This window comes from Bacillus sp. KICET-3 (assembly GCF_033261025.1).
Classification (GTDB): Bacteria; Bacillota; Bacilli; order Bacillales; family Bacillaceae; genus Bacillus; species Bacillus sonorensis.
This window is the reverse complement of record NZ_CP137345.1, coordinates 2,228,982-2,254,973: the sequence shown is the minus strand read 5'-3', so window position 1 is coordinate 2,254,973 and position 25,992 is coordinate 2,228,982. Positions and strand designations below refer to the sequence as shown.

Here is a 25,992-nt window from a genome sequence, read left to right as displayed (position 1 = left end):
TTCAAGAGTTTTCCGTCTTTTGCAAAATTACGTTTTACCTCCAAAATTTTTATCTCCTTATACTCCATTCTGTTTAAAATTGTTTTTTATCCTACCTGCTCTACATCATTCAAGTTAAACCATTAAATCATAATTGGATTATCAGGGTTTGGTTTATCATATTTTTCAAATTCGTTTTTCTTTATATTTATATTATTTTTAATTAGTTTATAAAGTTGTATGTATTAGTCTGCGAAGGGTTTGGGAAGGTACAGACCAAATTAAGACAGTGAAAGCAGTTTTAAATATTGATCAGCATCCCAAGGTTTTCATATGTTTATTCTTTTGAAGTAATTCAGATAATGTAAAAGGTCCCTGATCAATTGTATACGCTAGGTATTCTTTATGTTTAAAATTATTTGCAGCTCTTGCATTGCATGAAACAAAACCTTTAGTATAACCGTTACCCTTTATCTTCCTTGTTTATGATTGGGGCTGCTATGAAGACGATTCTATTATGAGAGATTACGTTGAGTGGGGTCATTTCGTTCCTGCTGAGTATGAAGAAATTACAGGTAGAAGCTATGATAAACCATTCATTAATGTCAGTGTGGATTTGGGAACGTGTGTGACACCAAAAGGTGTTTTTTATTTTGGATTTAAAAGGAGGAATTATGATGACAACGCAAAAATTAACGCTCAGTCATATTAAAGAGGATAATAAGAAATATAATGAAAAGCAAAGAATCGAATTGAATGATCAATATCATACTTGCATTTATCCGAATTACAATAATACTCTCCTGAAAGACTTGAGATCCAATCAAAAAAAGGAGTTAAAACTGATTTAGGTGCTGGAGATTTAGCTTATCTCTATATGTTAAATGATATCAGAAGAGATGAATGTTAAACAGGTCATGAAGGATGTCGATTTACACTACATCCTTCCCCTCTGCTTTTCGTGAATACGAAATAAAAAAAGAGCAGTCTCATCAACTGCTCCTAAATGCTATGTGTATTATTCTATGATCTCCGCTTCTATGTGAGGCAACGTAATCTGATATCCTATGTATAGGAACCTTGAATTGTCCGGCATTCAATAATCTTATTAATTATTCAATCGTTCCTCTAAATCATGAATCCTTCGTTCAACTCAGAGAACTTCTTGTCGTTGTATCTATGATCACGTTCAATGTTCTTATTGATTAGTTTAAGCATGGATATGACTTCTTCAGGCTCGTTTTCTTCAATGCGTGTTAATGTTTTGTCGATTGTATCTAAACGCTCATTTACGCTTTTGAAGCCTTCTTTCATTTCCTTTTGCATTTCGTAGATCGCTTGCAAAACTTGATTATCCATTTCGTTCACCTCTTTCTATTGATTATATCATCATTGTAATGGTTTTGTTTAATCTTTTTTGGAGTGTTCCCCCCGCTGCTCGATTTTCAGAAGAAATCATGTCTGTCAATTTGACAGGTATTATAAGTTGAAAAGTCCACTGTCGGTTTAACCGACGGCGGGTACAGCAAACAGAAATTCAGTTTGCAGGTAAAAATACCGCCTTGCGTTTAAGGTTGACGATTTAAACTGCACCTTTCCCTTCTGCTTAAGATAAACATTCCTGAGAAAGAAAATTGTGGTATAATTAGGCATATTGTTTGATGAGGTGGTTTGATGAATAATAAAGCTTTATTTTATATGGAGTATTGACAGCTTTCTTCCATTTTATGGATGGAGAGTTTTTGCTGTGATACTCACCATATTAGGAATATCACTTTTGGCAACTGAGCCTTTTTGAATGCGAAATAAACAACTAGCCAATAAATTTAGAAATGATGTTGAAATTCTTAAACAATACGATTCAGACTTCAATGCCGATGGTTCTTTTACTAATTACAATAAAAAAATTTCGCTCAATGAGTTCAAGCGTATTTTAAAACTTTATAAACGAAATGAACAGAATGAACTTGTTGAGTTCTCCTACCCTTTTTCACAAATAGTTGAGTCATCAATTGCATTAAACTTGGCATTGTTTATATACATTAAAAAGAAATAGACCATCCCTTGTGTTTATGGAAAAATTAAAGGGCGGTCTATATTTTATTACTTTAATTATCCGCTTACAGTTTTTACTTCCACATGCTTTTTTGAAAAATGTGTATCAGAAGACAGCCTTTTCAGCAACTTGAACATGTTCACCTTGTTGGATTGCAATCTTTCCAGTAGATACTCCGAAAGCAACCAGACCAGCTAAGATGACCGTAGAAGCAATGGCAATTGTCTTTTTCATTTTAATTCCTCCGTCATTTTTAGAATTTGATCCCTTGCGTGAATACATTTTTCAAGAAACTTAGCCGTGTTTGTAATATCATCCGATTTTTTGAAGTAGCATCCCACTTCTAGTGTTAATTCTGCTACATCGTTCCATAACCCCATCTGCTCTAAAGTGTCAAGGGAATCCGCTAATACACTTTCATTGTACTCATCGTACAAAGTGTTAACAAGAGTAAATTTCGCCAAATATTCCTTATCCCCTTCTTTTTCTGCACGATTTAATCCTTTTTTTAACCATTCCCTTGCTTCTTCAATATGTCCAGATTTGTACAAAACGTGAGTTAGATTGTAAATAGCTTTTAACCCATTATAAGTATGAGCATATTCATCAATTAGTAAAGCGTTTTTAAAACAGTCTTCTGCTTCAGAAAGCATATTTCTTCTAATATAAAAAATTCCCAGATTATGATAAACCTTTCCCACTGAGTTGGGGATACCCACTGTTTTGGCAATGTTTAATGCGTGTTCGTAATGTTTGTATGCTGCTTCATAGCGGAATAAATCCAGCTTGTTTGCTCCGAGAATCATTTCACTGCTGACTGTACGATGGGCATAGTCGTCATATTCGCGAAATACAGCCAAGGCTTTTTCTGCATACGCCAACGAGAAAAAGTATTGATCAATATGATAATAGGATATGGCTAAATGATAATAGAATTCTGCTTTTTCAATTTCATCCTCAATTTTCACAAGTTTATCCTCAGCTAATTTATAATAATTAATTGCTTCAATGTATTTCTTTTTGGAAAACATGTATTGACCAGAGAAAAACAAGAAGTAATACTGCAACATGTCATCAGTTTTCTGCATTTCGGGACTTTTCTGAATCTTCTCGAGAATACTGCCAGATGATTTGAACATATCTAACAACAGTTTATGACGAGAATCTAAGAGATTATAATAAAGAAGCAAGTTCTGATTTTCTTCCATGTCTTCTAGCATGTTGTTAATTTCTTCTTTTATTTTCACTGCATTTTCAATTTCACGCTTCTTAATCATCGTATACCATTGATTAATCTTATTAGCTACTTCTTGATATGCAATTTTTGTTTTTGCCAATCCCTTTCATCCTTTCTTTTATGGTTCACGAAACAAATTTTATAATCATCTGTATTATCGCAAAATTCAGAATGATTCGAAATATTTTTGTTTAAATTTGTAAAACGATGTCGTTTTTCATAACAATTCTTTTTTAAACCCTTAAACTCTCTTCCTTTTCTTTGATTAGATCAGTACGCTGAGCTTTCCCAAGCTTAGTAAACAGCAGGATACCAATTCCAGCAAGGATCTCAATTAATCCACCGAAAGCAATTACTTTTCCTGCACCAAATACAGTTGCAGCATATCCCCCTACTAATGCACCTAAAGGAATCATGACATACGAAATCATACTAATAATTGAATAAACCTGTGGCTGATCGTCATCATCAACAGACATTTGAATAATGGTGTGTTCAGGAACATTAATTGCGCTAATTGTGGCTCCTAATGCAAAGGCGGCTAGAAATAATAAAGGCAAAAGGGAGTTCATTCCTGTGACAAAAAAAGCTACACCTTCTACAATTCCGGCTGTGACAAACAACAGACCATATCGATTTACTTTAACCTTTGCCAAAACGTAACCTAATAAAAATGCTCCACCAGCAGTTGTGACTTTGATTAAAGAATGAATGATTGGATCACCATTTAGTTCCTCAGCTATATAGACTGCCGAAAGTGCTTCCCAAGGTGCAGAGGCCAAATTAGAGAAAACGCAATAAATAGCTAATGGAAACAAAATATGGTGATTTCGGACAAGAGTAAAACCTCTTCTTAGTTTTTTCAAATATGTATCCTTTCGCTTTGACTCTTCAACTTTCTGTTTATTGTTTTCTTTCATGCTATATTTAATAAAGAGAACTAAACTTGCTGAAATCATATAAAGTGGGAATGTAATCAACGTAGCTTGCGCTGCCCCAATTGCGACAATAAGCACACCACAAAGGGTAACTGCAACAAGCCTAACGACATGTTCTGACGATTGCATGATTGCATTTGCTTTTTGAATGAAATCTCGTTTTACAATTTTCGGAATTAATGAAACAGATGCAGGATTATAGGATGCTCCTGTGGCTGAATGAACAAGCATAAGCAAAATGATAAACCATAATGGCGAAAAACCGCTGAAATAGAATATTGGAATCATTAGCATGATCGACGCTCTTGTTAAATCAGCAAAGAACATCCAAAATTTTAATGAATATGTTCTCATGAGAGGAGTAATAATTGGCCCCAACAGGGCTTGTGGAAGAAAAGACACCGCCAAGAGCAGAGCTGTACCAATCGCGCCCTTCCCTTCATAAATCAAAAACCACAGAATCGTATTAACAGCAAAGCAATCTGCGGTTATCTTCACCAATTTAGAGCAAAAAAGAAAGGTGAAGTTTTTTTGCCATACGGTATTACCACTATCCATTTTTCATAAATCCCCCTTACAAAAATCCCTCTTTTTTACAGTGGTTATTTTATAAGCATATCCTATTTTTAGTTAACTGGTCAATGTCAGGAGGGAATAATTAAGGAAAAGTTTATGTTAAATGGACTCTTAATCGGTACTCGGTAATGGAAAATGATGTTCACAGCTCCTGCAATTTATTCTTCATATGCAACTTTAACGAGCTACCTCGCCTCCCCTTCTTCAGTTCTTATATAATAAGGATACTCTACAAACATGTCATCACATATGATCCTTCTTGGATTTTTGCTTTTTCTTTTCTCAAATAATGATTAAGTTGTTTTATTATCGAAAAAACTTTCTTAACTTTTCCTCATAAATTCAACAAGCTCTGTGCTTTTATCTGAATCTGCTTTCTTCATCCTTGTTCTATTGCATGAATACAAAGATTAATAATGATTTTTTCGTGGATAAGTTCATCTCAAATAATAGGTTTCATACCCTATTACCTCGTTAACCGAATATATGTTATACATCAATTTAACAGGTTCCAAACAAAAAAGCCCTTACTTGGGGTAATACCACGTAGCTGACACCACTCGAAAAACTCATTGATAAAAATATAAGAACCCTCCGGATCCGGAGAGTTCTTTTTATGAGTGATAAATGCAGCTGTAGCAACCGCATGATGTTGGTTGACCACCGTCTTTCGTTTGTTGAATAAGGCTTTTGTGCAATAGACAGCAATTACAATATTTCGATATAACCTTCTGTTCCATGCATGCGAATTCGTTGCCCATCTTTTATCAGTCGGGTAGCATTCTCCACTCCGACGACTGCCGGTAAGCCATATTCACGTGCGATAACTGCTCCATGGGTCATCAGGCCGCCGACTTCGGTAATCAGGCCTTTTATGGATACAAACAATGGTGTCCAGCTGGGATCAGTAAAGGAGGTGACTAATATATCCCCTTCTTCCAGATCGGCATCTTCTAGTTTTAAGATGACACGCGCTCGCCCCTCTATAACTCCGGAAGAAACAGGCAGACCTACAATTGCTCCGTCCGGAAGATTTTCTCGTTTGTACTCACCTGCAATGATTTCGCCATCAGACGTGATTACACGTGGTGGAGTTAGTTTTTCATATAATTTGTACTCGTCTTTTCGTTTGCTGATAATCTGATCATCTAATTTTTTTGTGCGTACGACTTCGTGAAGTTCTTCAAAAGTGAGATAGTATATATCTTCTTTTTCTTGGATAACACCCAATTGTACGAGTTGTTCGGCTTCTTTCAGTAAAGCCTGCTTATAAACGAAGTAGCGATTCACCATGCCGTATTTTGGATATTCCCTATACCCGCTGAAATTCCGGATTATGTCGATCATTCGTTTGGTTTCTTTGGCTTTTTGTTCACCATCCGGTAATTCCTTCAATCGATCTAATAACTCTGGTTCTTTTTTCAAAGCTTCCTGCCGTCCTTGCTCGAATTTTCGTTTTCTGGCATTAGGAGCAAAGTTTTTGATGTTGCCCAGAATCAGCGGGACAAGTGTAATGGGTTTTTCACTCCAACGAGTTCTGGTTATATCGATTTCTCCGGCACAGCGCATTCCGTATTTGTCAAGATAAGCATAGATAGCGTCTTGTGTTTCCTGTCCGCCATCAAACTGAGCCAGCTCATCCAAAAAGTTATCATCTTTTACATGTTGTAAATAATCAATGACTTCCGGATAAGGACGAATTACATCTGCGACATTGAGTAGCGCCAGACCCATTTCCGAAGTAATATTGTTTGGTACAGATTGAGAAAGCGGATCTGCTGCATGTTTTTCACCTAACCACTCGTTCATATTTTCGTTAATCCATGATGAAGCATTCATAGCAGCTCGAATCACAACCGAACTTTTTGGGTTAAATAAAATCTTCTTTAATTCCTGGATATCTTCCAGAATAAAGCTAAATAAATCCGATCCTGATTTCGTTTGGATGTTTTGTTTTAATTTTTCTATCGATGTTTGACTACTCTTAATCAAATCAGAAACGATTGTCGGATCGTTTTCAACTTGAGCCAGCATATCTGCATTGCCTCTGCTGGGATTTGGTGCTGTTTTATCATTTGGTATCGACTTAATGAAATCTCGTCGCTCAATTATGGTCATAAGTGCGTCTTTTAAGAGCGGATCGTGTTGTCCCATGCCATTTAATAAAAATTCTCTGCTGTCAGGTGATGCCAGATTATGTGTGACATCAACAAATAACCTTCCACCAGCTTTACGCATGGGTGCAGAAGTCGTCAACAGAAAAAAAGACAATCCCAGTGGTTTTATGGGATCCGTCATCATTTGTTGATGACCAACAGAGATATAGACGTGATTTTCTTGATCGCTCGCTTCAGGGATGGGGTATAAAGTTGTGATGGGACGACTCTGGACAATATAAAAAGTATCGCGGGCCAAACACCATTCGATATCTTGCGGCCGGCCGAAATAAGCTTCGATCTGTCTTCCGATGCGTGCCAGTTGTAAAATTTGTTCATCAGTCAGTGTTTGAGTCTTTTGCTGATCAGGATCGATCTGCTTCGTCTCCGTTCCGGCTTCTTTTCGTCCATAGATCGCCAATTTTTTGGCCGCTATCCTCTTATCGACGATTTGCCCATCCTGTACTTTATAACAATCGGCAGATACCAAACCAGAGACCAGCGCTTCTCCAAGTCCAAAACCGGCATCGATTGACAGCAGCTTTCGGTTGGAAGTAATCGGATCAGCGGTAAATAAAATCCCTGAAGCCTGCGGGAAAACCATCCTTTGAACAATAACGGATATATAAACTTGACTGTGGTCAAATCCATTTTGCACACGGTAGATGACCGCGCGGTCGGTAAATAGGGAAGCCCAGCATTTGCTGATATGCTGCAAGATTGCTTCTTTTCCAATGATATTTAAATAGGTGTCTTGTTGACCGGCAAAAGAGGCATGTGGTAAATCTTCAGCAGTCGCACTAGAACGCACGGCATAAGCATGTTCATCGCCAAACTGGGAGAGATAGTGAGCAACTGCTTTCACAACATCGGAAGGAATTTCTGCTTCCATAATGATTTGTCGAATCTTCCTGCTGATTTCACGAATTTGATCTCGATCCTCCACTTTTAGCATGTTCAGTTGATCCAACAACGCTTGGAACGTTTCGTTTTGTTTGATGGCTTCCCGATACCCAACTGTTGTGACACAAAATCCTTCTGGTACTTGTATTCCTTGAATTTTTGATAATTCCCCTAAATTTAACCCTTTTCCCCCAACGAGCGAAAGCTTTGTTTTTTCCATTTCGTGAAAACCGAGAACCAAAGAATCCATTCTATATCTCTCCTTCGAAAAAAAAAATTGACAAAAGCTTTCCGGCGTGGTACACTCAAAATATAAGATGGATAACTATAACTTTTCACCCGAAAGCAGACGTAATCTGATTATATCATCGTGTCTGTTTTTGGGCAATATAAAAAGAACCTGGCGAAAATGTCAGGTTCTTTCTTACTTTCCCGCTACCATTCGTCACATCAAAAAACCTGGTTCAATCGGTTAGATCGATTAGATTGTTTTGCTTGTCTGAGCAGCTTAGAATATTCATTTTGCTCTGCTCTTCCCGAGGTTGGCGTATAATATTAATCTCAGAATCGTTGAATTGCTCAGATCTCACACGTAATGCTTCCCTTTCAGTAATGGTGTTTTTTGATAAATTGCAAAGAAAACGAGGAAAATCACCTTATAGACAAAAAGAATAAGAAAAAAGAGGACATTAAAGAGATAGTATACGCGCAAAAGGCGGTGACTACAAAATCTTCTTGGTCAGATACTCATATTATCCAAGCTGATTCTTTTTCCACTTCCGTATTTTAGTCCTGAAACTTTTAAATGGAGCCACAGAGTTGATATGAATAAACCTTATGGCAGGCCATTTTGGATTTTTGCCTGTCCAATTTAAAGTACCTTGGATATATAATTCTTCGTTCGTGAGCGTATCAACCCAAGACTGAAATTGCGCCTCTACTTTCTTGAATTCTTGACGAAGTTCAGTTAATGAAAGGTGGGAATATGTATTGTAAAAAGATTGATAAAGAGCTCCTAATTGGTTCCATTTATAATCAGGAGAAGGCGTTACCACTGGTTTCCCTAGGCGCTCATCAGTGTACACGATTATTTGAGTTCGGATAAAGGGATGCTATTATATTTGTTCTAAGGCTGCTAAAAGTTCTGAATCATTAATTTTAAGAAATTTTTTGAATTTACTTGGGTTAAAGTTATTCAATGCTCGCCCTCCAATATTGTGTATAATGTATAGCACAACAACGATAACGAATTACTTATCTCAAATGCACAGGCAGCTATTGCACAAATGAAAATTGAAAATAGCTCAAGAGTTTGGTGTTCAGTTAGGTGCTGACCTACACTTGGAGTAAATGGATAAGCTGGCGGAGTTATCAACTAAAACGTCTTGTTCAAATTGCTCAATAGCATCAGGGCTTTCAGTCCCATTAACTTTCCGGGCTACTTCTAAATTCCCTTGCTTTAATTTCCATAATTTACAATTCTGCAATCTTCTATATAGCCATAGGACCTGACACCCACTTATGAATGGTAAAAGTAAATCAATTAAGAAAAGAGTGGTTTTCAGATGTTCAAATCCCATCCTTTTATTAGAAATGCACTTAACTTCCTGGTCATCGCTATCTCTCTAATCAAGGTATTAATCATCTATTAAGTGTAGTCTTAGCATTTGTTCCTGCAGGAATTATTCGTGCTATATTAGGTTGCACATGGGAGCCTATCAAAAAAGCCTCAATAACTCCAATTAACAAACAAAAAAGACAACCAAGTCACAGTTGTCTTTTTGAAATTTATTTAGATATAGCCATTTAAATTGCCATTCTGTCCGCCACATGATAAGTTGTTGCGTTATCTAATTGGGCAAAAGAAGAACCTGCCACACCGACAGCACCCAATAAAAGAATAGTACACATAATCAGCTTAATCTTCATTTATCATGCCCCTCCTTTGAATTTGCCTTCTTGCATCCACTACTCTACGATAAAACTCAATTGAATCATGCAGCATGTCTTTTCTTTCTAAGAATTCTGCAACAGTGACTCCATACTCTTCTATGTCTGCATACATACTTTTCTGCTCGAAGAACTCGAAAGCTTCTCTAACTAAGTCTAAATCAAAGGACAAATATACTCCATTAATCATTTTCATTTTTGTTAGGAATTCATAATCCCCCAATTTTTCAGCCATTTCCTTACCTTCAAAATATAAATCTTCTGCGTCAATCCACTTCTCCTGTTTTGCTTTGACATGCGAAAGATTAAAAATGGCTTTAGGCAAATAACTGTGCTTATCTTTTTTATAAAGCTCCACAGCTTTTTGGAAATGTTCATCCGCTTTGTCAAGTTCTTCAAGTTGATTATAACATATTCCAGTGTTTAAGTGCGAAGAACCGATTAAATAATCTATTTTGAGTTTTTTTGCGTCTTTAAGAGCTTGTCCAGTGTGGTGTAGAGCTTTTTCAGGATACATTTTATCTAACCAGTTACCAGAAATCAAAAATTGGCACTGAACTCGCCGCTGACCATAGGTAGGGTATTTTAAATAAAGTTTGTATGCATGATTAGCATAATACATTGAAAAGTATGTCTGTTTCATATAGTAATAAATTTCTGACAATTTAAAGGAGAATTCCGCCTTTTCCATTTCATCACAGTCAAATGAGTTCAATTGGATTTCAGCATCCTTGTAGTACTTCAAGGCAAGAATCAATTCTTTTTCTCTGAAATGATACATTCCCGCAAAGAAATGATAATAATACTCTAACATTCCGATTAACTTTTCGTTTTTTCTAACTACCTTCAAGTCTTCATATTGTTTGTCAATGTCTCTTTTACCATCAGGACAAAGATAGTCAAGCATAAGCTCATGACGAAATTTTAAAAGCTGGTAATAGACCACCGCATCTTGATTCTCTTCCATTACCTCAATTTCTTTTTTGACTTGCTCTTTCATTTCCTCAGCTGTTTTTACCCAGTTATTTTTCAATGCAACATACCAATGATTCATTTTCGTTGCTACCCAATCATAAGGAATCACACTTTCATTCGACAAGTTTCAAACCCCTTCCCTATTTTATGATAATCGAATTACAACTCAATCCTCATTTAAACTCTTTAAATTATAGCATATTTTTGGAATATTTAGCATATAAAACACATGTGAGTATGAAATAATTTTCAATCATATTTTCAAGCTCTCTTCTTTCACCTTTATCAAGTCTGCTCGTTTTGTTTTACTAAGTTTAGTGAGAGTTAGAATAGCAACTCCTGCGAGAATTTCAATCAATCCACCAAAGGCGATTACTTTTCCTGCACCAAAAACAGTTGCTGCATATCCACCAACTAATGCTCCTAATGGGATCATTACATGAGATGTCATTCTTATTACGGCAAATACTTGCGGTTGATCTTCTTCCGCAACTGATGTTTGGATAATCGTATGTTCAGGGACATTGATAGCACTGATTGTTGAGCCTAAAACAAACGCTGCAGTGAGCACCAATATCAAGTATGAATTAATACCTGTGATGAAAAAAGCTGTTCCCTCTACTATGCCAGCAGCGACAAACAGTAATCCATATCGATTTACCCTTACTTTTGTAAGAATAAAGCCCATAAAAAAAGCACCTATTGCAGTTGTAACTCTTAAAAAAGCATGAATGACCGAGTCGCCATTCAAATCTTCTGAAATATATACAGCTGAAAGCGCCTCCCAAGGAGCAGCACCCAAATTTAAAAAGATACAATAAATAGCCAATGGGAATAAAATTTGATGATTTCTTACAAGGACAAAACCTCTTTTAAGTTTTCTCAAATATGTACCTTTTTGATTGAGTGCTTTTTCCTTGGTTTTATCATCTTTTAATTTATATTTTATTAAAAGAACTAAGCCGGCGGAGATGATATATAGTGGGAAAGTAAGTAACATTGTGTTTGCTGCCCCAATAACCGCGATCAACACCCCGCAAAACATGACGGCTGCCAACTTTACAACTTGTACTGACGATTCTATAGTGGCATTTCCTTTTTGGATAAGATCTTTCGTTACAATGTGCGGAATTAAAGAAACAGATGCAGGATCATAAGAAGCTCCAGTCGCCGAATGTATTAACATTAAAGAAATAATAAACCATAATGGTGAAAATCCATTGAAATAGCATAGTGGAATTAATAACATCAGTATGGATCTCGTTATATCTGCTGAGAACATCCAGAATTTCAGTGTGTCTGTTTTCATTAAAGGAGAAATCAACGGTGCAATTAAAACTTGAGGAAGAATAGTGACTGCTATTAACAACGCTGTCCCAATAGCTCCTTGTCCATCTAATATAAGAAACCACAGAATAGAATTAAATGCAAAACTATCTGCAATTACCTTCACCAACTTGGAACAATAGAGAATGGTGAAGTTTTTTTGCCATACGGTCTTACCACTATCCATTTTTCATAAATCCCCCTTACAAAAATCCCTCTTTTTTACAGTGGTTATTTTATAAGCATATCCTATTTTTGGTTAACTGGTCAATGTCAGGAAGGAATAATTAAGGAAAAGTTTATGTTAAATGGGCTCTTAATCGGGAGTGAAAAATGATGTCACAGCTCCTGCAATTTATTCTTCATATGCAACTTTAAATGAGCTTTCCAATACCTCGCCTCCCCTTCTTCAGTTCTTATATTATTAAGGAAACTCTACAAACATGTCATCACATATTAGCTTTCTTGGATTTTTGTTTTTTCTTTTCTCAAATAATGATTAAGTTGTTTTATTATCAAAAGAACTTTCTTAACTTTTCCTCATAATATTCAACAAGCTCTGTGCTTTTATCTACTCTGCTTTCTTCATCCTTGTCTCTATCTCATGAATACAAAGACCAATATTAATTTTTTCGGGGCAATAAAAACATAACGGAAGAACAGGCAAGAGCGAAGCTAACACGAAATGTTAAGCGGTTCAAGATGAAGCGCCAGAGCGCGTTCTAAGAAGTGGGCTCTTTTCGAATGTTTATATGTATCATGATCTTCACATAACCGAAATTTGCTAAAGCTCATGCTTTATTCCGTTTCTTTAAATGCTAAAACAATCATCTTCTTTTTTTCATTCCATTATTTCTTCTTACCTATCGACTTAAAAGCTCGTTTAATAACATCAAAGAAACTTAAGGACCGTACCATGTGATCTGGATTTACATATTCTCGTATGGCCCGAAGAACTTTTTTAGGTTCCTTAGAAGAAAAGCTGAAGCTCCCGTTTGTCTTCGTTTCAATCGCATAACGCGGAATCCATTTCCCCTTAAACATCACAGAGGCTATAACGTAGTCTACTTCCTCCCACGGAATTTGAATAAACTTACGAGGATCACGAGAATTATAAAATTCAAACCCTTTATCACCAATCATAATTTTCCCATAGTCTGTAAATCCAGTAAAAGCGGTGGCATCCATTACTAAATCTACCTTTGTATTAATTGATTGAACCATTATATCCGCTCCATTTCATTTATTATACGTTTCTTTAAGCAATTGACCCAATACAAAAAATGGCTAAGACGATAATTTCCAGCCACTTTTTGTATGCTAACATTATCGATTCACAGACTACAGAAGTCTGCTACTAAACTATACTTCAATCTCAACAATCTTAAATACTAAACATGAAAGCATCAGCAACTTTAATTATAAAAGTCCAATTACGTGACCAACTACCCCAAATACGAATAAACCAAGAATAATAACAATTGGGCTGACTTTTTTCTTAAGCAGCCACATACATAAAAATGTCAGAAGCAATGCAGCTAAACCAGGAATTAATTGATCCAAGTTATCTTGTAAGGTCGTTACTTTCGTAGATGAAAGTGCCAGTCCTGAGTTTGCTTGTTCAAAAGCTTGACGAATCCCTTCTCCACCTGCAGGAAGTTTGTCCCATTCAACATATGCACCTTTATCTAACTGAACTTCAGAAACAACCGGCTGGAATTTAATCGATACCCACCGTTGCACTAAGGCAGCAAGTACGAACATACCAAGGATTGATGCACCTTTTGTAATATCTTGCAATAATCCACCTGAAAGATCATCGGTGATTTTAGAACCGGCTTTATATCCAAATTCTTGTGTATACCACATAAATCCCCAACGAATCAGGTTCCAAGCTAAGAAGAAAAGGATTGGCCCAAGAATATTTCCACCCATTGCTAATGATGCCCCTAAAGCACCTAACATCGGACGTAAAGTAAACCAGAATACAGGATCACCGACACCAGCTAAAGGACCCATCATCCCAACTTTAACTCCTTGAATTGCCACATCATCAACTTCTGCACCATTAGCACGTTCTTCTTCAAGTGCTAATGTAACTCCTAGAATTGGTGAAGCTATATAAGGATGCGTATTAAAAAATTCCAAGTGACGTTTTAACGCTGCTACACGATCTTCTTTGGATTTATATAATTTTTTGATTGCTGGAATCATTGAGAAGGCCCAGCCGCCATTCTGCATACGTTCATAGTTCCAAGAGCCCTGAATAAACGTAGAACGCCAGGCAACGGTTAAGCGATCTCTTTTTGTTAATTGTATTTTTTCCGCCATTTCTCTTCTCCTCCTTCAGGATTAATAATCATTTAAGATATCACCAAGCGGGTCGCCAGAATTGCCTCCGCCACCTTTTGAAGAACCACCCATTTTAGAAAGATTCAAATAAATAAGAGCTAAAGCTACACCTAATGCACCCAGTGCAATAAGTGTTAACTCAGAAATTGCGGCTATTACGAAGCCAATAATGAAGAATGGCCATACTTCTTTTGTTGCCATCATATTAATAACTAATGCATAACCAACAGCAACAACCATTCCACCACCAATAGCCATTCCGTCTGTTAGCCATGCAGGCATTGACTCCAAGAATGATCGAACGCTGTCTGCCGGGATAAATAAAAGTGCTCCTGCAGGAAACGCAATTCTGATACCTTGTAAACACACCGCAACGATATGTAAAATTTCGATTCTTTTAATATTTCCTTTCTCAGCTGCCGTATCCATCATATGTACGATAGGAACAGCAATTGTACGAACGATCATTGTTAAGAATAGACCTGCTACTGCAAGTGGAACCGCTACTGCGATTGCTGATGCAACACCGTCAACACCTTGTCCGCCCAATACTAAAATAATTGCTGATGCAACTGATGCAAATGCAGCATCCGGCGCTACGGCTGCCCCGATATTTGCCCATCCAAGCGCAATCATTTGAAGTGTACCGCCAAGAACAACACCAGCCTCCAAGTTACCTGTTACTAAACCGATTAATGTACATGCCACTAGTGGTTGATGGAATTGAAATTCATCTAATATTCCTTCCATACCAGCCAGAAAAGCAATAAATATGATTAAAACAATTTCTATAATAGACATCATATGCCCTCCTTTTATACAAAATTGTTATATCACTATACCAATTCACCCTTCGCTTTTTTTAAAATGTCATCCATGTTTGCGCGAGAATCACTAGGTACTTTACGTACATCAAACCGGATGCCTTTTTCTTTCATTTTTTCGAAAGCCTCAACATCTTCTCGCCCCATAGAAAGTACATGACTAACGACAACTTTACCGGTTGAATGAGCCATAGACCCAACGTTAACTTCTTTAATCGCCACACCACCCTCAATAACTCTTAGGACATCTAGTGGGTTTTCAAATAATAATAGTGCTTTCGTGCCGCCAAAACGGGGATCTTTTGCAACTTCAACCATTTTTCTGATTGGAACAACATTTGCCTTAACCCCTGGCGGTGCCGCCTGCTCGATCAATTTCTTACGAAGGTCATCTCTAGACACTGCATCTGAAACTACGATTATACGATTTGGTTTTGTAGCCTTTGTCCATGCAGTCGCTACCTGACCATGCAATAAACGAGAATCCACACGGGCTAAAACGAACTTAATCTTCCCGTTACCAACTACTTTACCTGGAGGAAGCACACCCAGTGCTTGTCCGCCTTCCGCAACTGCAGCAGCAGCATTTTCTTTAGGTTCTAGCTCTTCAGGTTTAATTCTAACCCCTTCTTTTGCTGTTTTAATGATGTGAGCTGCGATTTCTTGAGCAGACGTCATTGAAAAACGGGATGCATAAGCTTCAATCACCATTGGCAAGTTCATACCGGCAACGATTGCCCAATTGTCTTTGTGTTCTTCATACAAGCCATTAGCTTGATTAAATGGAGTACCGCCCCATAGATCGACAAGGAATAATACTTCATCTTGATTATCAAAAGATGCAATTGCTGCTTCCATTTTTGCTCTCAAATCGTCTGGACCTTCGCTTGGCATTAAAGTGACAGCCTTAACATTTTCTTGTTCTCCCAAAATCATTGTGCCAGATTGTAAGATGCCTTCAGCAAATCCGCCATGGCTTGCCAGGATAATCCCTACCATCTCTCTACCTCCTAAACATTTATTCTGAATGGATACAACCAACACAACTATTTATGCTTCAGTTTCGTCAGTCTTTATCTATTAAAAAATACTTCCCCTCCTAAGAAAATCCACCCTTTACTCCTAGTCTATTCTGTATCACCACTTGTATAAACCGCTTTCATTTTACTGTTTTTAAACTAAATTGATTCTAAATCGTCACTTCAAATACATTAAACTACCAGTTTTTTGTTTGTACTATACTTTTTTCTCATCTCCCTATCGAATCATTTGTTCAGTTATTACAATAACATAGGAAAAAGGTTACAAAACAAGTCCTGTATGACATTTTTATGAAAAATTCCATTCTATCATTTTCACGAGAGAAACCGCGATAATATTTTCTCTATTTAAATCTTCGCTTCACCCCCTGTAGAAATGGTATTTCGATTTAATCCAATGCCCGCAAACTTCCATGGTTTTCGCTGTTTTCATCTCGGTTTTCTAATGAATCCTGTTGATGATCATTATCCCAATCGATTATCGTAAAATTAACATTTTTTTGAAAAATTAAGACCGTAAAATAAGTCGTTTAATTGTAAATATTGTGATAGATCATGGAACAGTTTCCGAATATCCGACAGACGGCAAGAACAAGCCGTAAAAATGGATAAAACCGTATTACTTTGAGGGTTGTCCATAAGCTACTCAAACAAGAATTCTTTTGTCTGTTTAGCAGGAAGCACCCATTTTCTCCCGACTTTTCTTTTCGGAAATCTTGAATCAAAAAAGGACTTCTCTTGAATGGCGTTCCAACAGATTTTTGTATTTTTCATTAGATCTTCTGTATCCCAGAATAATAATTCATTGTCTAATTTATTCAAGTGTTTTTCTAGTTCCTCAAGATATAGCTTCTATACTTCTTTTTGATCAATGTTGATATTTAACATATAATCCCCTTTCGATTTCCGTTTTTGCTCGTTTTTTATTAATTCATCTCAGAACTTGTTCAGATAATATGTATAATTGACTTTTTTCTTCATCCATCTGACTTCAGTTTCGATTTCTTCACAGATCTTGACTATCGGTAAGCTTGAGTTGTTAACTTAATTTATGCTCTAACTGATTTTCAGCTATGTTTTATATGAAAGGAAATTATCAATATGTACGAAATACACTTTGTTTCCCGGCTCTCTAAATTGAAACAGAAAACCTGGTATCACATAATCGAATTTAGATGCCTCTTTAAGATATTTGATTTGTTGAGGCTTTATAATTATGATGAATGAATTGCTTATCCTAAATGCTCAGGCTGCTATTGAACAAATGAAGTTTGAAATAGCTCAAGAGTTTGGTATTCAATTAGGCGCTGAGACTACTTCAAGAGCAAACGCATCGGTTGCTGGAGAAAATTACTAAACGCCTTGTCCAAATGGCTTAACAGCAAATGAGCGGGCAATTTCATTAGGAGTGGCTTATAGCTGCTCCTTTTCCATCTACACTTGATCAACCACAATTTCTAATGGTATTATTTTCTTATACAGAAGCATTAAGAGGTGTTAATTGTGACTTGGATCAAAAGATTAAGAGAGTACTTTAAACAACATCGCAAAATATCTTTGATTATTGAATTACTTATTGCGATTCTATCGGTATCAATAAGCATTCTATTTTTCGGACGCCATGAAGGTGCTTTTATTGGATTTTTCATGTATATCTTTATAAGTAATTTTATTGGTACAAATGGATCTTTTATCGATCCTGATAAATTCATCGAGTCAAAAAAACATGGAGATAAATAACATCATTGTAAATGATTGACGTGATCCTCTTCCAAATTCGTATAAAAATTATATTCACCTCAAAAGGCCTTCATTAATTCATTCACACAAGGCCCCCCTTTAACAGCTCCCGGGCCATGTAATGAAAATGATGATAGATATAGTTTCCGGTCGCGCTCGGGTTAATAAAAACGGTTGAAAAATTGTAACGGACTTCAAACGTTTTTAAGCTGCCGAGCAGAGACTGCGGCTTATATTTTGAGCGATATTTTCCGTTCAGTATTTTTTGAAGCCTTCCAGATCCTCCACAAGAAGAGCGAAGGGATAGTTTGAGACGCGGATCAATTTATTTTCAAACCGGTAACGAGAAGAGCTTGTGCGTTTCTTCATAGCTCACCCCGACCGTTCTCCAAAATAGAACGAGCAACATAACAAAATAATTGATGATTTTGGATTTTATCAATCGTCTGTCTAACTGTATAATCTTGTTCAGAGATATTCACTAAGAACTGTATATTATGTGACTGGACAAATTCCTAGAGCTCCGGATCAGCGCTCTCCATGATACTTAGTGTTCCGATTTACTATCATAGCAACAAAAATGATCTGAATTTAATGATTTGATTATTTTATGCATAAAAGACAGCAAGTTCTTTTGTTGTTACACAACCATTAGGACACTTCACAGTTTTAGGATATCCCGTTCCCAACTCCTTAAACATTTTCTTTCTGCACTTTGGACATACTCTATACGCCATTTCAGCATAGTCTTTTTTTGTCTTCATTTTTGTTTCTCTCTTTTTGTTTATATGTAGATTCTCATATACATAAAATACCAATCTATTGACACATTGAATAAAGAGAGATGCTAGGCTATGATTTCATTAGATGGAATTATTTATATAAAATTCCATCTAAAAGGAGGAGAGTTTAAAGATGAAAAAGGTTTTAAGGCTGTGTGTTTTATTCGGTGTCACCATGGCAATTCTTTTAGGGTTCTCACCTCAGAATGCTTCTGCGGCTTGGTCAGATTGGCAGAGCTTTGACGGGTTTAAACAAGGCTGTAAAGTGCGTGTCTATACTGATGCCTTGAACTACTCATCTAAGGCTAGTACAGTTGATGTGAAGGCTGAACAGAATGGTAACTGTGGTACTATTTATTATAATATGTTTTTGTCCTGGAAGGGATCAGATTCAGTTTCGATAGGATCAAACGTGCCAACAGGTTCATTTACTTCTAATACTCCTTTGAAATCTATTAATATTATTCATCAACAAGAGAAAACAGATGCTATTGTTTATTTAGAGATGAAAAAATCGTCTGATGGAGATATTTTATATAGAGCTAAATCACAATGGCTTACTGTAGAATAAAGAATAGTGGGGATCAGTTTAATAACTGGTCTCTTTTTCATGTGAGGAATATAATACATGTGTGTTGATGTAATGAGATGATTAATAATATAGCACAAGTGTGTTAAATAAAAAATAAGTCTTCGACTCGCGGCTTGCTGTTATTCTCACGATTATAAATAAAAAAGAAATGTTTCAGGGTTATTGTGAACATCAATAAAATTTTTTCGAAATATATTTACTCAACCTATTGACTTTTCATTATAATATGTTCTCTCTTATTTCTGAATAATGGTTCAATAAATCCAGTTATAACAACCCTTATAACCGCAAATGGATTCCATATATTAGGTTATAGAGGGGGGGTTAACATCCAAATTGCGTCAAATGGGGGTATATTCGCCCCTAGCACTTCCATTTCCACACCATGATTATTTTTTCGATTTCAGCCAAAATTCAATCGTAATCGCTATCGTAAAATCCTTTCACCCCATTGCCTTTCTCTAGTACACTCCCCTTCTCAATCTAATCATTCTCATTTCCTTCTACATCAGGGGTTTTACGATTCAGCTCCCCTCTTCCCTAAATAAATAACGCATAAATCCCTTGGCGCTATAGCCTTTTATTTACTTCTATCATCTCATAACGATAACTTCATTTTTTCGGTTTCAATATAATATGGGGAAACAAAAAGAGATAATCATTTCTGATCATCTCCCTACAATATTTTTCCATAACGAAAGTAAGTTGTTCTTATTAGCTGCTGTATAGTCGGTATCTAATTTAAATTCCAACTTTTCATTCACGTGCCTTGGGATTACATGAAAATGCAGATGTTTAATATCTTGTTGAGCAAAATGCCCATTATCCGACAATATAGTGTAATCTTCACAAACACCTGAGTTAATTAATATTTGAGGAACATTTATAAGAGAATTCATTAAAGCCTTTGAAAGTGAAGGGTCGTTTAAGTGATCTAATCTTTCAATATGATTATTAGGGATAATTAATGTATGACCATATGAAATAGGATTTATATCAAGAAATGCTGTTACAAAGTCATTTTTGTATATCTCAAAACAAGAAATTTTTTGTCTAACTATATCACAAAATATACATTTATCCATTTCACTCATACTTTGTTAAGTGTTCCCCTCTTTCTGACATTGTTTTCGCACATAATAAAAAATAAAATTCCATTACAAAACACAAAAATTGAAGTAGTTAAAAATAACAAGTATTCTGTCAGATGTATAGTATTTCCGACTACACTTCTTTTTAAAAGTGAGGATATAGAATATAAAGGTACAATATCGGAGAAAAAGTCTGTGTTAAAAGGCAATGACATTACAGCTAACAACAAACTTACTAATTCACCTGGATTAACATTAAAAGAAACATTTAAGAAATAGCCAACATTTATCTATCCCACCTCTAAACAGTTAAAAACAAGCCTACGTTTTCTTTTTGTAAGAAAACCTAGGCTTTTTATGTGTTCAACTACACATTTACACTTGAATTTTTGCTATTTACATTTCCATATAGCGTATTGTCAGTCATTCCATTGTCTTTGAAAGCCTTTTGCCTATTTTTACATGGATCACACCAACCACAATGAATAGTGCTATTAGAAGCGCAACTCCAAGTTTCTTCAAGTGGTACACCAAGATCGAATCCAGTTTTTAAAACCTCAGCTTTTGTCTTATCAAGAAATGGTGTGTGAATTTTAAATTCGCGACCCAATTCAATTGAAATAGCTTTTGAAAGTAAATTGAAAAATTCATAATTGTTTTCTCTAAAAATCGTATCATCCTTGTGAACCGCGTAAAATAAATGATGAATGTCATTCTCTGCTGCATAAGAAGCAGCTAAAGAAATAGCAATTCCTGCTCCAAATGCTTTAATAGGAGATGGCAGATGGGCTATACGAAGAATATGAATTGGATCGTCTTCCATATAGAATTCTCGTAAAACGCTTTCAAAACTAATGAATTTATGAGACTTACTAATATCTTTCGCAATGAAATTAGCGGTTCTCTTTTCTGCCTCCCCCTCTTCTTCTCCAAAATTGAACGTTAATGTGTGCAGTTCATATCCCTGATGTTTAATCCAGTAAGCCAAAGTTGAAGAATCTGGTCCTCCTGATAACATTAGTAACGCTTTTTCCATTAAAAATCACCTCTTCCAATTTTTCTTATATTGTAACCACAACCCTTATTGGGATCAATATATTTTTTGAAATTATTGAAAATACAATTAATATTGCCCATTTTTGGACGTGTTATGTTCAACCCTGAAAGGTTATGGTATTAAAAAAATATTAGATACAAACAAATTAAAAGGATATTTTAGATATATATAAAAGTGAACAGGGAGTTTGATATGTAATTGGGATCAGTTGATTAGTGTTAAACGTCCTAAAGAATATTCAATAGGAGTGTGATTCAGTGAAAAATAAATCGAAAATTTTGGAGGAGAAGCATGTTACTACATAATACAGAAGGATATACATTAACAAAAGATATTCAAATCAAAGAAAATGGTCATACATACATAAAACGAGAAGCATTAAACCGTGATCTCAACATTGGGGAAGCAGCTTATGTTGGTCATAGCAGAAATAAGAGATTAAGTGAAGAAGAATATATGTTTATTAGAAAAGAACCTGTTACCTATGAAAACGATACTATTTCAAAAAAATTATTAAACAAATTAAAAAGATTGATTGAAGACGAAATTAGTAATGACATTTGTCTTTCGTCTGAAGAGAAAGTGAAACACATTAAATCGATCATCAAGAGAAACCCCTGGATTGAAGATATGTCGTTTATATCTTGTCCATCCAATATGAGTAATGAGGATCTTCCATCACCTGCTTGATCAGATGGGATCATACATAACTGAAATCGAATTATTAAAAACAAATTAAAAAGATGAATTAAATAAAAGGAGGATTGCCTATTGGACAATAAACAATTTTATACATATAAATTTAATTCTTCGCGCCTAAAGGAATTTGGATACAACATTACTCTTTCCTTTCAAGAAGCACAGGAATACAACGAGGTAATTGCCTTATTTGATAATCAAATTTTAAGATCAATAAGAGACATTAAGAACGAAATCATCGACTATACTTACCTTGAGACTCTTCACAAAGAGAAAGAGCATTTACAAAAACAAGAGCATTCTCAAGAAATCTCCAAAAGATTAAAAGAAATTCAGTCAGAAATCAATGAGATGCTTTTCGTGCCAGAATACATAACGATCAAAATGGATCACAATAGCCATTATAGAGACTTACATAAAAATGGATTGATCTTAAATAATAAACGGTTTGTCCGCTTCTCTTCTTCTGCAGGTCAAGCAAAGAGTATCAACCGTTGTATTTATCGAAGAAGAGACATCGAAAAGACTTAATGAAATCCTGGATAACGGAAGAAATTTAAACAAAGCCCTAGTCCCTTCTAAGTTTAATGCTTATAAGGGATTGGCTGGCAGCGCCACTCAAGTGGTTAGCGCTCCCCGGTTTTGCTTAGTCCCTGATTATTATAGCGAAACTAACGTTAAAGTAAACTTTGTGACTGAAACAGATTATGAAGACGATGACATTATCGAAATTAAAGATATTGTTGAATCATTTAACCGTTTTGACGGCCAAGGTTTGATCAGCTATGAAATGGCGAGGAAATGGGCAGATGAATTGGGTTTAGATTATGTACCCGCGCAATGGTGCATCAGACAGAACTTCATCAAAGGAATGCTCAACACCTTCCCCATTCATGAGTTTTGTGAAAAAGTCAATAACGGCAATTACAGAATAAGAACTTCATATAAGGACATAAATGGGAAACCAAAAATTGTTGACTTAAGAGACATCGATGTAATCCTTACCGAAAGCCAATTTAAACTTTGGGACAGCTTTCCTTCTATTGAAGTTTATGAACATAATTGCGAAAAGAACAATTTAAAATGGCATAGTCCTAAAAAAGATAAAGGCATTTTGAAAATGAATTATCAATTTTTGCAGACACTGAACCTTAATAACGAGGACATTGAAACGATCTGTGAGAAGTTTGTAAATTGGATTACTGGTGTTAATTCAGGGAACATCTATTACACCATTCTGTTCTTGCTTGGAACTGACATTACAGACGAAAAAATCATGAATTACTTAGAGAAATCTGAAAATCATTGGGTTAAGTCCTTAATCGTAAATCTAAATTTAATCAATTCATCTTTTCTCTCTAAAATTATCTATCTCACAGTTAAAATCCTTACTTATTGTGGGAAGTTTTCTGATATACTCTTCGTAAAGGAGACAATTATATGGATGCAGAAATGAGAGAAAAACCCATTGTAACAGGAAAAGATGCTGAAAGGTTCCTTGAAAAAGTACGACGTAATAACAGAAGAATTGAGGCGAGAAGAGCACGAAAAAAAGAATTAATTCGAAAAGGATCCGCAGCAATTAACAATCAATATGGAACCACATTGAAGATGTTAAGCGAAAATGATGAATAAGGATGTGTGGGAACTTAAACAAATAAACATGCCTCTTCCCTTCCCATCAAAAACAATTGGGGTAGAAACATATGAGTTAAAATTCTTGAGGTGACTGACAAAAATGACTTTTTTAACTGTTATTAAGGTTATTGTGGCATTAACTGTGCTGGGTTTATTTGCTTGGACATTCAAGAGCCAAAAAAGTGCTGACGATGATGATGTGTTCAAATATGGCAGGTATATGATTTATCTGCTTGTAGCTGAAGTCGCATTGTATGCCATATTCAGTTTTGTTTGAGATAGTAAACCTACATACATGTTTCCTTGTTCTAATTCAAAATCCCCACCATTCAGTGGGGGTTTTATTTTATATTTGATCTAGTATAGCTAAAAGTTCCGGGTCATTAATTTTAAAAATCATAAATTGAATATAATCAATTTTGTTTGTGTCAGGGAAATGACAAGTGGTTATGGTAAAGTTCGTAGCATGTTTTCCTAACAGTCCAGCAATACGCAAGGCGATATCTACATTTTCAAAGTCAATATTAAAGCTTGCATACTCTTGATTCGAGTAATAATTTCTTATCCTTGTGTCCTTTGGGTTTGGTGGGTTTGAAATGCTATCAAGAATTTTCTTGAATTTTTTCGAATCAAAGTTAATCAATGTTTGGCCTCCAATAAATGTTATCGGCTTTTAAGCACAGCTAAAAGTTCAATTTAAAATGTAGGCTCTTCTCTTTCAATTATGTTTTTGCAGCCCCTAGAAATAATGATACCTAAAAGTATTAGTGGGATAACAAAGCTCCATACGGCTAAAATTCCTAATATTGAAGCTCCAGCATAATCAACTGCAGCAGCTTGTTTAAATATCGAACCTGCTAAACCATTAAACAACAGAAACATGGTAAATAAAACTCGACCTTCCACTGTAATTAATGCTGCTATGTATTTTTTTAATTTTTGCATCATAATAAATTTCTCCCCCTTTATGTAAATTATAGCACAAAATGCTTTAAAAATTTCCACATTTGCCCGATAATAGGATCGAGGTGAAAATGGTGGAATTTAGTGAAATCGTAAAGCATCAGCTTGCAACAGCAACATTAAGAAAATTAACCAAATTCATTCGAAAAGAGTTTCCTGCTAAAGGACAACCTCATTCTGAACAAGAGAGGAAGTATGAAGCTCTTAAAAAGTTAAGTGATAATGATCTCTCCTCTGGCATAGCTCGGATGGTCAGAATTGGAACAAGCTTTGATCATTCAAAATTTGCTGCGCTTTTTGTTGTGATATTGACCTTATTATTTGGTGTATTCAAAGTTGTATTCGTTGACAACAAACAACCTCTTGGAAGTGGAGTTTACTTCACATTTACGGTGTTTGCAGTTTCATTGCTTTTGATTGCTATCGGATTAGATAAAGGGAATATGATTACTGCTTCCTATTTTAAAACACTGCTGGAACAAGCAAAGGCGGACAAAGGGAATGAAAAGAAGCCCCCTCTTCTAAAACAAGATCTAATAATCAAATTAAAACAAAGATCTCAAATGTGTGGCCTTTTTGGAAAAAGAATAATTTTTATATAAAAGAAGCAAAAAATTTAGAGGAAGTCTTACTTAAGTGGACAAACAAAGAATTAACTTTCTATATAAGTGACTGCTTTGGCTATTGGTCATCTAAAGATAAGAAAGCTGAACTGCAGCGTATAAGGGGCTTAGATCTGGACACTGTAATTCTGTCTATTGCAAGAATGAAGGATATCGAAGAATACACTGATAATTCAAAGATTATACCAGGTCTAGCAACGGTAACCACCTTCTTCGTACCACAACTTATACAGTACTTTGCGTATGGAAAGCTTACTTTTTTTTCAGTCACATTTGGATTTATTTTTTCTTTGGTGACCCTTTATGTGTTTAGTGTGAATATTGATTTTGGAAGGACATATCGAGCAAGAGCAGCTCAATACAGAAGTTTACTTGAACAGGTGAAGTCTGAAATGGAGAAGACATCCTAATGGGTGTCTTTTTTATTTAGTTGCAAATAGCCTGTAATTTTCGTAAGAATGTCAGTCAAAGTTTTGACCCGAATATGTCAACTCA

The 25,992-nt window shown here is 35.6% G+C and carries 27 protein-coding genes and 4 pseudogenes; 11 read left to right on the top strand and 20 right to left on the bottom strand.

From position 1 onward, the window contains the following. Nucleotides 1-451: 451 nt before the first annotated feature. A pseudogene (locus tag R5H20_RS11425) lies at nt 452-616 on the top strand (XkdX family protein); the annotation flags it as partial. A gap of 491 nt (nt 617-1,107) precedes the next feature. Here R5H20_RS11425 and R5H20_RS11420 read toward each other — a convergent pair. The 14 genes and pseudogenes from R5H20_RS11420 to R5H20_RS11350 form a co-directional block, all read right to left on the bottom strand. Beyond that, entirely contained in the window at nt 1,108-1,338 is a 231-nt protein-coding gene (locus R5H20_RS11420) for a hypothetical protein (RefSeq protein ID WP_006636979.1), read from the bottom strand. Nucleotides 1,339-2,140: 802 nt separating this feature from the next. Further along, the gene (locus R5H20_RS11415; protein WP_255131167.1) at nt 2,141-2,269 is read right to left on the bottom strand and encodes a hypothetical protein; all 129 of its coding nucleotides are present in this window, start codon (nt 2,267-2,269) and stop codon (nt 2,141-2,143) included. Then, nucleotides 2,266-3,372: a Rap family tetratricopeptide repeat protein gene (locus tag R5H20_RS11410; protein WP_006636977.1), complete on the bottom strand. Its 1,107-nt coding sequence runs from the start codon at nt 3,370-3,372 to the stop codon at nt 2,266-2,268. The genes R5H20_RS11415 and R5H20_RS11410 overlap by 4 nt, the downstream gene beginning before the upstream one ends. A 133-nt stretch (nt 3,373-3,505) precedes the next feature. Then, nucleotides 3,506-4,768 (bottom strand): MFS transporter, encoded by a 1,263-nt coding sequence (locus R5H20_RS11405; RefSeq protein ID WP_088272871.1) that lies wholly within the window; start codon nt 4,766-4,768, stop codon nt 3,506-3,508. A 726-nt stretch (nt 4,769-5,494) separates the two neighbouring features. Continuing rightward, entirely contained in the window at nt 5,495-8,095 is a 2,601-nt protein-coding gene (gene ppsA, locus R5H20_RS11400) for a phosphoenolpyruvate synthase (protein ID WP_006636975.1), read from the bottom strand. 502 nt (nt 8,096-8,597) lie between these two features. Beyond that, nucleotides 8,598-8,900 carry a ClbS/DfsB family four-helix bundle protein gene (locus R5H20_RS11395; protein WP_006636974.1) on the bottom strand — a complete coding sequence of 101 codons (303 nt, stop codon included), beginning with the start codon at nt 8,898-8,900 and terminating at the stop codon, nt 8,598-8,600. 751 nt (nt 8,901-9,651) lie between these two features. Continuing rightward, a complete protein-coding gene (locus R5H20_RS11390; RefSeq protein ID WP_255131860.1) occupies nt 9,652-9,774 on the bottom strand; it encodes a hypothetical protein in 123 nt (40 codons plus the stop codon). Next, nucleotides 9,764-10,894 (bottom strand): Rap family tetratricopeptide repeat protein, encoded by a 1,131-nt coding sequence (locus R5H20_RS11385; RefSeq protein ID WP_006636973.1) that lies wholly within the window; start codon nt 10,892-10,894, stop codon nt 9,764-9,766. The genes R5H20_RS11390 and R5H20_RS11385 overlap by 11 nt, the downstream gene beginning before the upstream one ends. 129 nt (nt 10,895-11,023) lie before the next feature. Next, a complete protein-coding gene (locus R5H20_RS11380; protein ID WP_006636972.1) occupies nt 11,024-12,283 on the bottom strand; it encodes an MFS transporter in 1,260 nt (419 codons plus the stop codon). A 662-nt stretch (nt 12,284-12,945) separates the two neighbouring features. Beyond that, nucleotides 12,946-13,320, bottom strand: coding sequence for a DUF956 family protein (locus R5H20_RS11375; protein WP_006636971.1), 375 nt, complete (start codon nt 13,318-13,320; stop codon nt 12,946-12,948). Between the two features lie 195 nt (nt 13,321-13,515). Further along, on the bottom strand, nt 13,516-14,427 hold the full coding sequence (locus R5H20_RS11370) for a PTS system mannose/fructose/sorbose family transporter subunit IID (RefSeq protein WP_006636970.1): 912 nt from the start codon (nt 14,425-14,427) through the stop codon (nt 13,516-13,518). 21 nt (nt 14,428-14,448) lie between these two features. Continuing rightward, nucleotides 14,449-15,249, bottom strand: coding sequence for a PTS mannose/fructose/sorbose transporter subunit IIC (locus R5H20_RS11365; RefSeq protein ID WP_006636969.1), 801 nt, complete (start codon nt 15,247-15,249; stop codon nt 14,449-14,451). 35 nt (nt 15,250-15,284) lie between these two features. Beyond that, on the bottom strand, nt 15,285-16,271 hold the full coding sequence (locus tag R5H20_RS11360) for a mannose/fructose/sorbose PTS transporter subunit IIA (RefSeq protein WP_006636968.1): 987 nt from the start codon (nt 16,269-16,271) through the stop codon (nt 15,285-15,287). Between the two features lie 977 nt (nt 16,272-17,248). After that, nucleotides 17,249-17,527: pseudogene (locus tag R5H20_RS11350) on the bottom strand (hypothetical protein); the annotation flags it as partial. Nucleotide 17,528: 1 nt separating this feature from the next. On the opposite strand from R5H20_RS11350, the pseudogene R5H20_RS11345 reads away from it, so the two are divergent. Together R5H20_RS11345 and R5H20_RS11340 are read left to right on the top strand one after the other, a co-directional pair. Then, a pseudogene (locus R5H20_RS11345) lies at nt 17,529-17,691 on the top strand (small, acid-soluble spore protein, alpha/beta type). Nucleotides 17,692-17,815: 124 nt separating this feature from the next. Next, a complete protein-coding gene (locus tag R5H20_RS11340; protein WP_006636965.1) occupies nt 17,816-18,052 on the top strand; it encodes a hypothetical protein in 237 nt (78 codons plus the stop codon). Nucleotides 18,053-18,134: 82 nt separating this feature from the next. Here the strand turns inward: R5H20_RS11340 and R5H20_RS11335 are convergent. Together R5H20_RS11335 and R5H20_RS11330 are read right to left on the bottom strand one after the other, a co-directional pair. Continuing rightward, nucleotides 18,135-18,397 (bottom strand): annotated as a pseudogene (locus R5H20_RS11335) (ERCC4 domain-containing protein); the annotation flags it as partial. 263 nt (nt 18,398-18,660) lie between these two features. Further along, nucleotides 18,661-18,816 carry a hypothetical protein gene (locus R5H20_RS11330; RefSeq protein ID WP_157678839.1) on the bottom strand — a complete coding sequence of 52 codons (156 nt, stop codon included), beginning with the start codon at nt 18,814-18,816 and terminating at the stop codon, nt 18,661-18,663. Between the two features lie 151 nt (nt 18,817-18,967). Between R5H20_RS11330 and R5H20_RS11325 the strand changes: the two genes are divergently transcribed. Continuing rightward, nucleotides 18,968-19,405, top strand: a complete 438-nt coding sequence (locus R5H20_RS11325; protein WP_006636964.1) for a hypothetical protein — start codon at nt 18,968-18,970, stop codon at nt 19,403-19,405. A 689-nt stretch (nt 19,406-20,094) separates the two neighbouring features. Here the strand turns inward: R5H20_RS11325 and R5H20_RS11320 are convergent. After that, nucleotides 20,095-20,520, bottom strand: a complete 426-nt coding sequence (locus R5H20_RS11320; RefSeq protein WP_006636963.1) for an HIT domain-containing protein — start codon at nt 20,518-20,520, stop codon at nt 20,095-20,097. Nucleotides 20,521-20,884: 364 nt separating this feature from the next. Then, nucleotides 20,885-21,553 carry a 7-cyano-7-deazaguanine synthase gene (locus R5H20_RS11315; protein WP_088272872.1) on the bottom strand — a complete coding sequence of 223 codons (669 nt, stop codon included), beginning with the start codon at nt 21,551-21,553 and terminating at the stop codon, nt 20,885-20,887. A gap of 312 nt (nt 21,554-21,865) precedes the next feature. Here R5H20_RS11315 and R5H20_RS11310 point away from each other — a divergent pair, with 312 nt between their 5' ends. The 5 genes from R5H20_RS11310 to R5H20_RS11290 all read left to right on the top strand — a co-directional run bounded on the left by R5H20_RS11310 (nt 21,866) and on the right by R5H20_RS11290 (nt 24,188). Continuing rightward, entirely contained in the window at nt 21,866-22,264 is a 399-nt protein-coding gene (locus R5H20_RS11310) for a hypothetical protein (RefSeq protein WP_006640443.1), read from the top strand. Between the two features lie 81 nt (nt 22,265-22,345). After that, nucleotides 22,346-22,804, top strand: coding sequence for a hypothetical protein (locus R5H20_RS11305; protein WP_006640444.1), 459 nt, complete (start codon nt 22,346-22,348; stop codon nt 22,802-22,804). A 70-nt stretch (nt 22,805-22,874) separates the two neighbouring features. Next, nucleotides 22,875-23,729: a hypothetical protein gene (locus R5H20_RS11300; protein ID WP_326072251.1), complete on the top strand. Its 855-nt coding sequence runs from the start codon at nt 22,875-22,877 to the stop codon at nt 23,727-23,729. After that, nucleotides 23,714-23,908 (top strand): hypothetical protein, encoded by a 195-nt coding sequence (locus R5H20_RS11295; RefSeq protein WP_006640446.1) that lies wholly within the window; start codon nt 23,714-23,716, stop codon nt 23,906-23,908. Before R5H20_RS11300 ends, R5H20_RS11295 begins: the two co-directional genes overlap by 16 nt. Nucleotides 23,909-24,011: 103 nt before the next feature. Then, nucleotides 24,012-24,188 carry a hypothetical protein gene (locus tag R5H20_RS11290; RefSeq protein ID WP_006640447.1) on the top strand — a complete coding sequence of 59 codons (177 nt, stop codon included), beginning with the start codon at nt 24,012-24,014 and terminating at the stop codon, nt 24,186-24,188. Nucleotides 24,189-24,257: 69 nt separating this feature from the next. Here the strand turns inward: R5H20_RS11290 and R5H20_RS11285 are convergent, their stop codons facing one another. Both R5H20_RS11285 and R5H20_RS11280 read right to left on the bottom strand, forming a co-directional pair. Beyond that, nucleotides 24,258-24,554 carry a hypothetical protein gene (locus tag R5H20_RS11285; RefSeq protein WP_006640448.1) on the bottom strand — a complete coding sequence of 99 codons (297 nt, stop codon included), beginning with the start codon at nt 24,552-24,554 and terminating at the stop codon, nt 24,258-24,260. Nucleotides 24,555-24,607: 53 nt separating this feature from the next. Then, nucleotides 24,608-24,859, bottom strand: coding sequence for a hypothetical protein (locus R5H20_RS11280; RefSeq protein WP_006640449.1), 252 nt, complete (start codon nt 24,857-24,859; stop codon nt 24,608-24,610). 86 nt (nt 24,860-24,945) lie between these two features. Between R5H20_RS11280 and R5H20_RS11275 the strand changes: the two genes are divergently transcribed. Both R5H20_RS11275 and R5H20_RS11270 read left to right on the top strand, forming a co-directional pair. Further along, complete coding sequence (locus tag R5H20_RS11275; RefSeq protein WP_006640450.1) at nt 24,946-25,476, top strand: hypothetical protein; 531 nt, start codon at nt 24,946-24,948, stop codon at nt 25,474-25,476. Then, entirely contained in the window at nt 25,440-25,907 is a 468-nt protein-coding gene (locus R5H20_RS11270; protein WP_006640451.1) for a hypothetical protein, read from the top strand. Before R5H20_RS11275 ends, R5H20_RS11270 begins: the two co-directional genes overlap by 37 nt. Nucleotides 25,908-25,992: the final 85 nt, after the last annotated feature.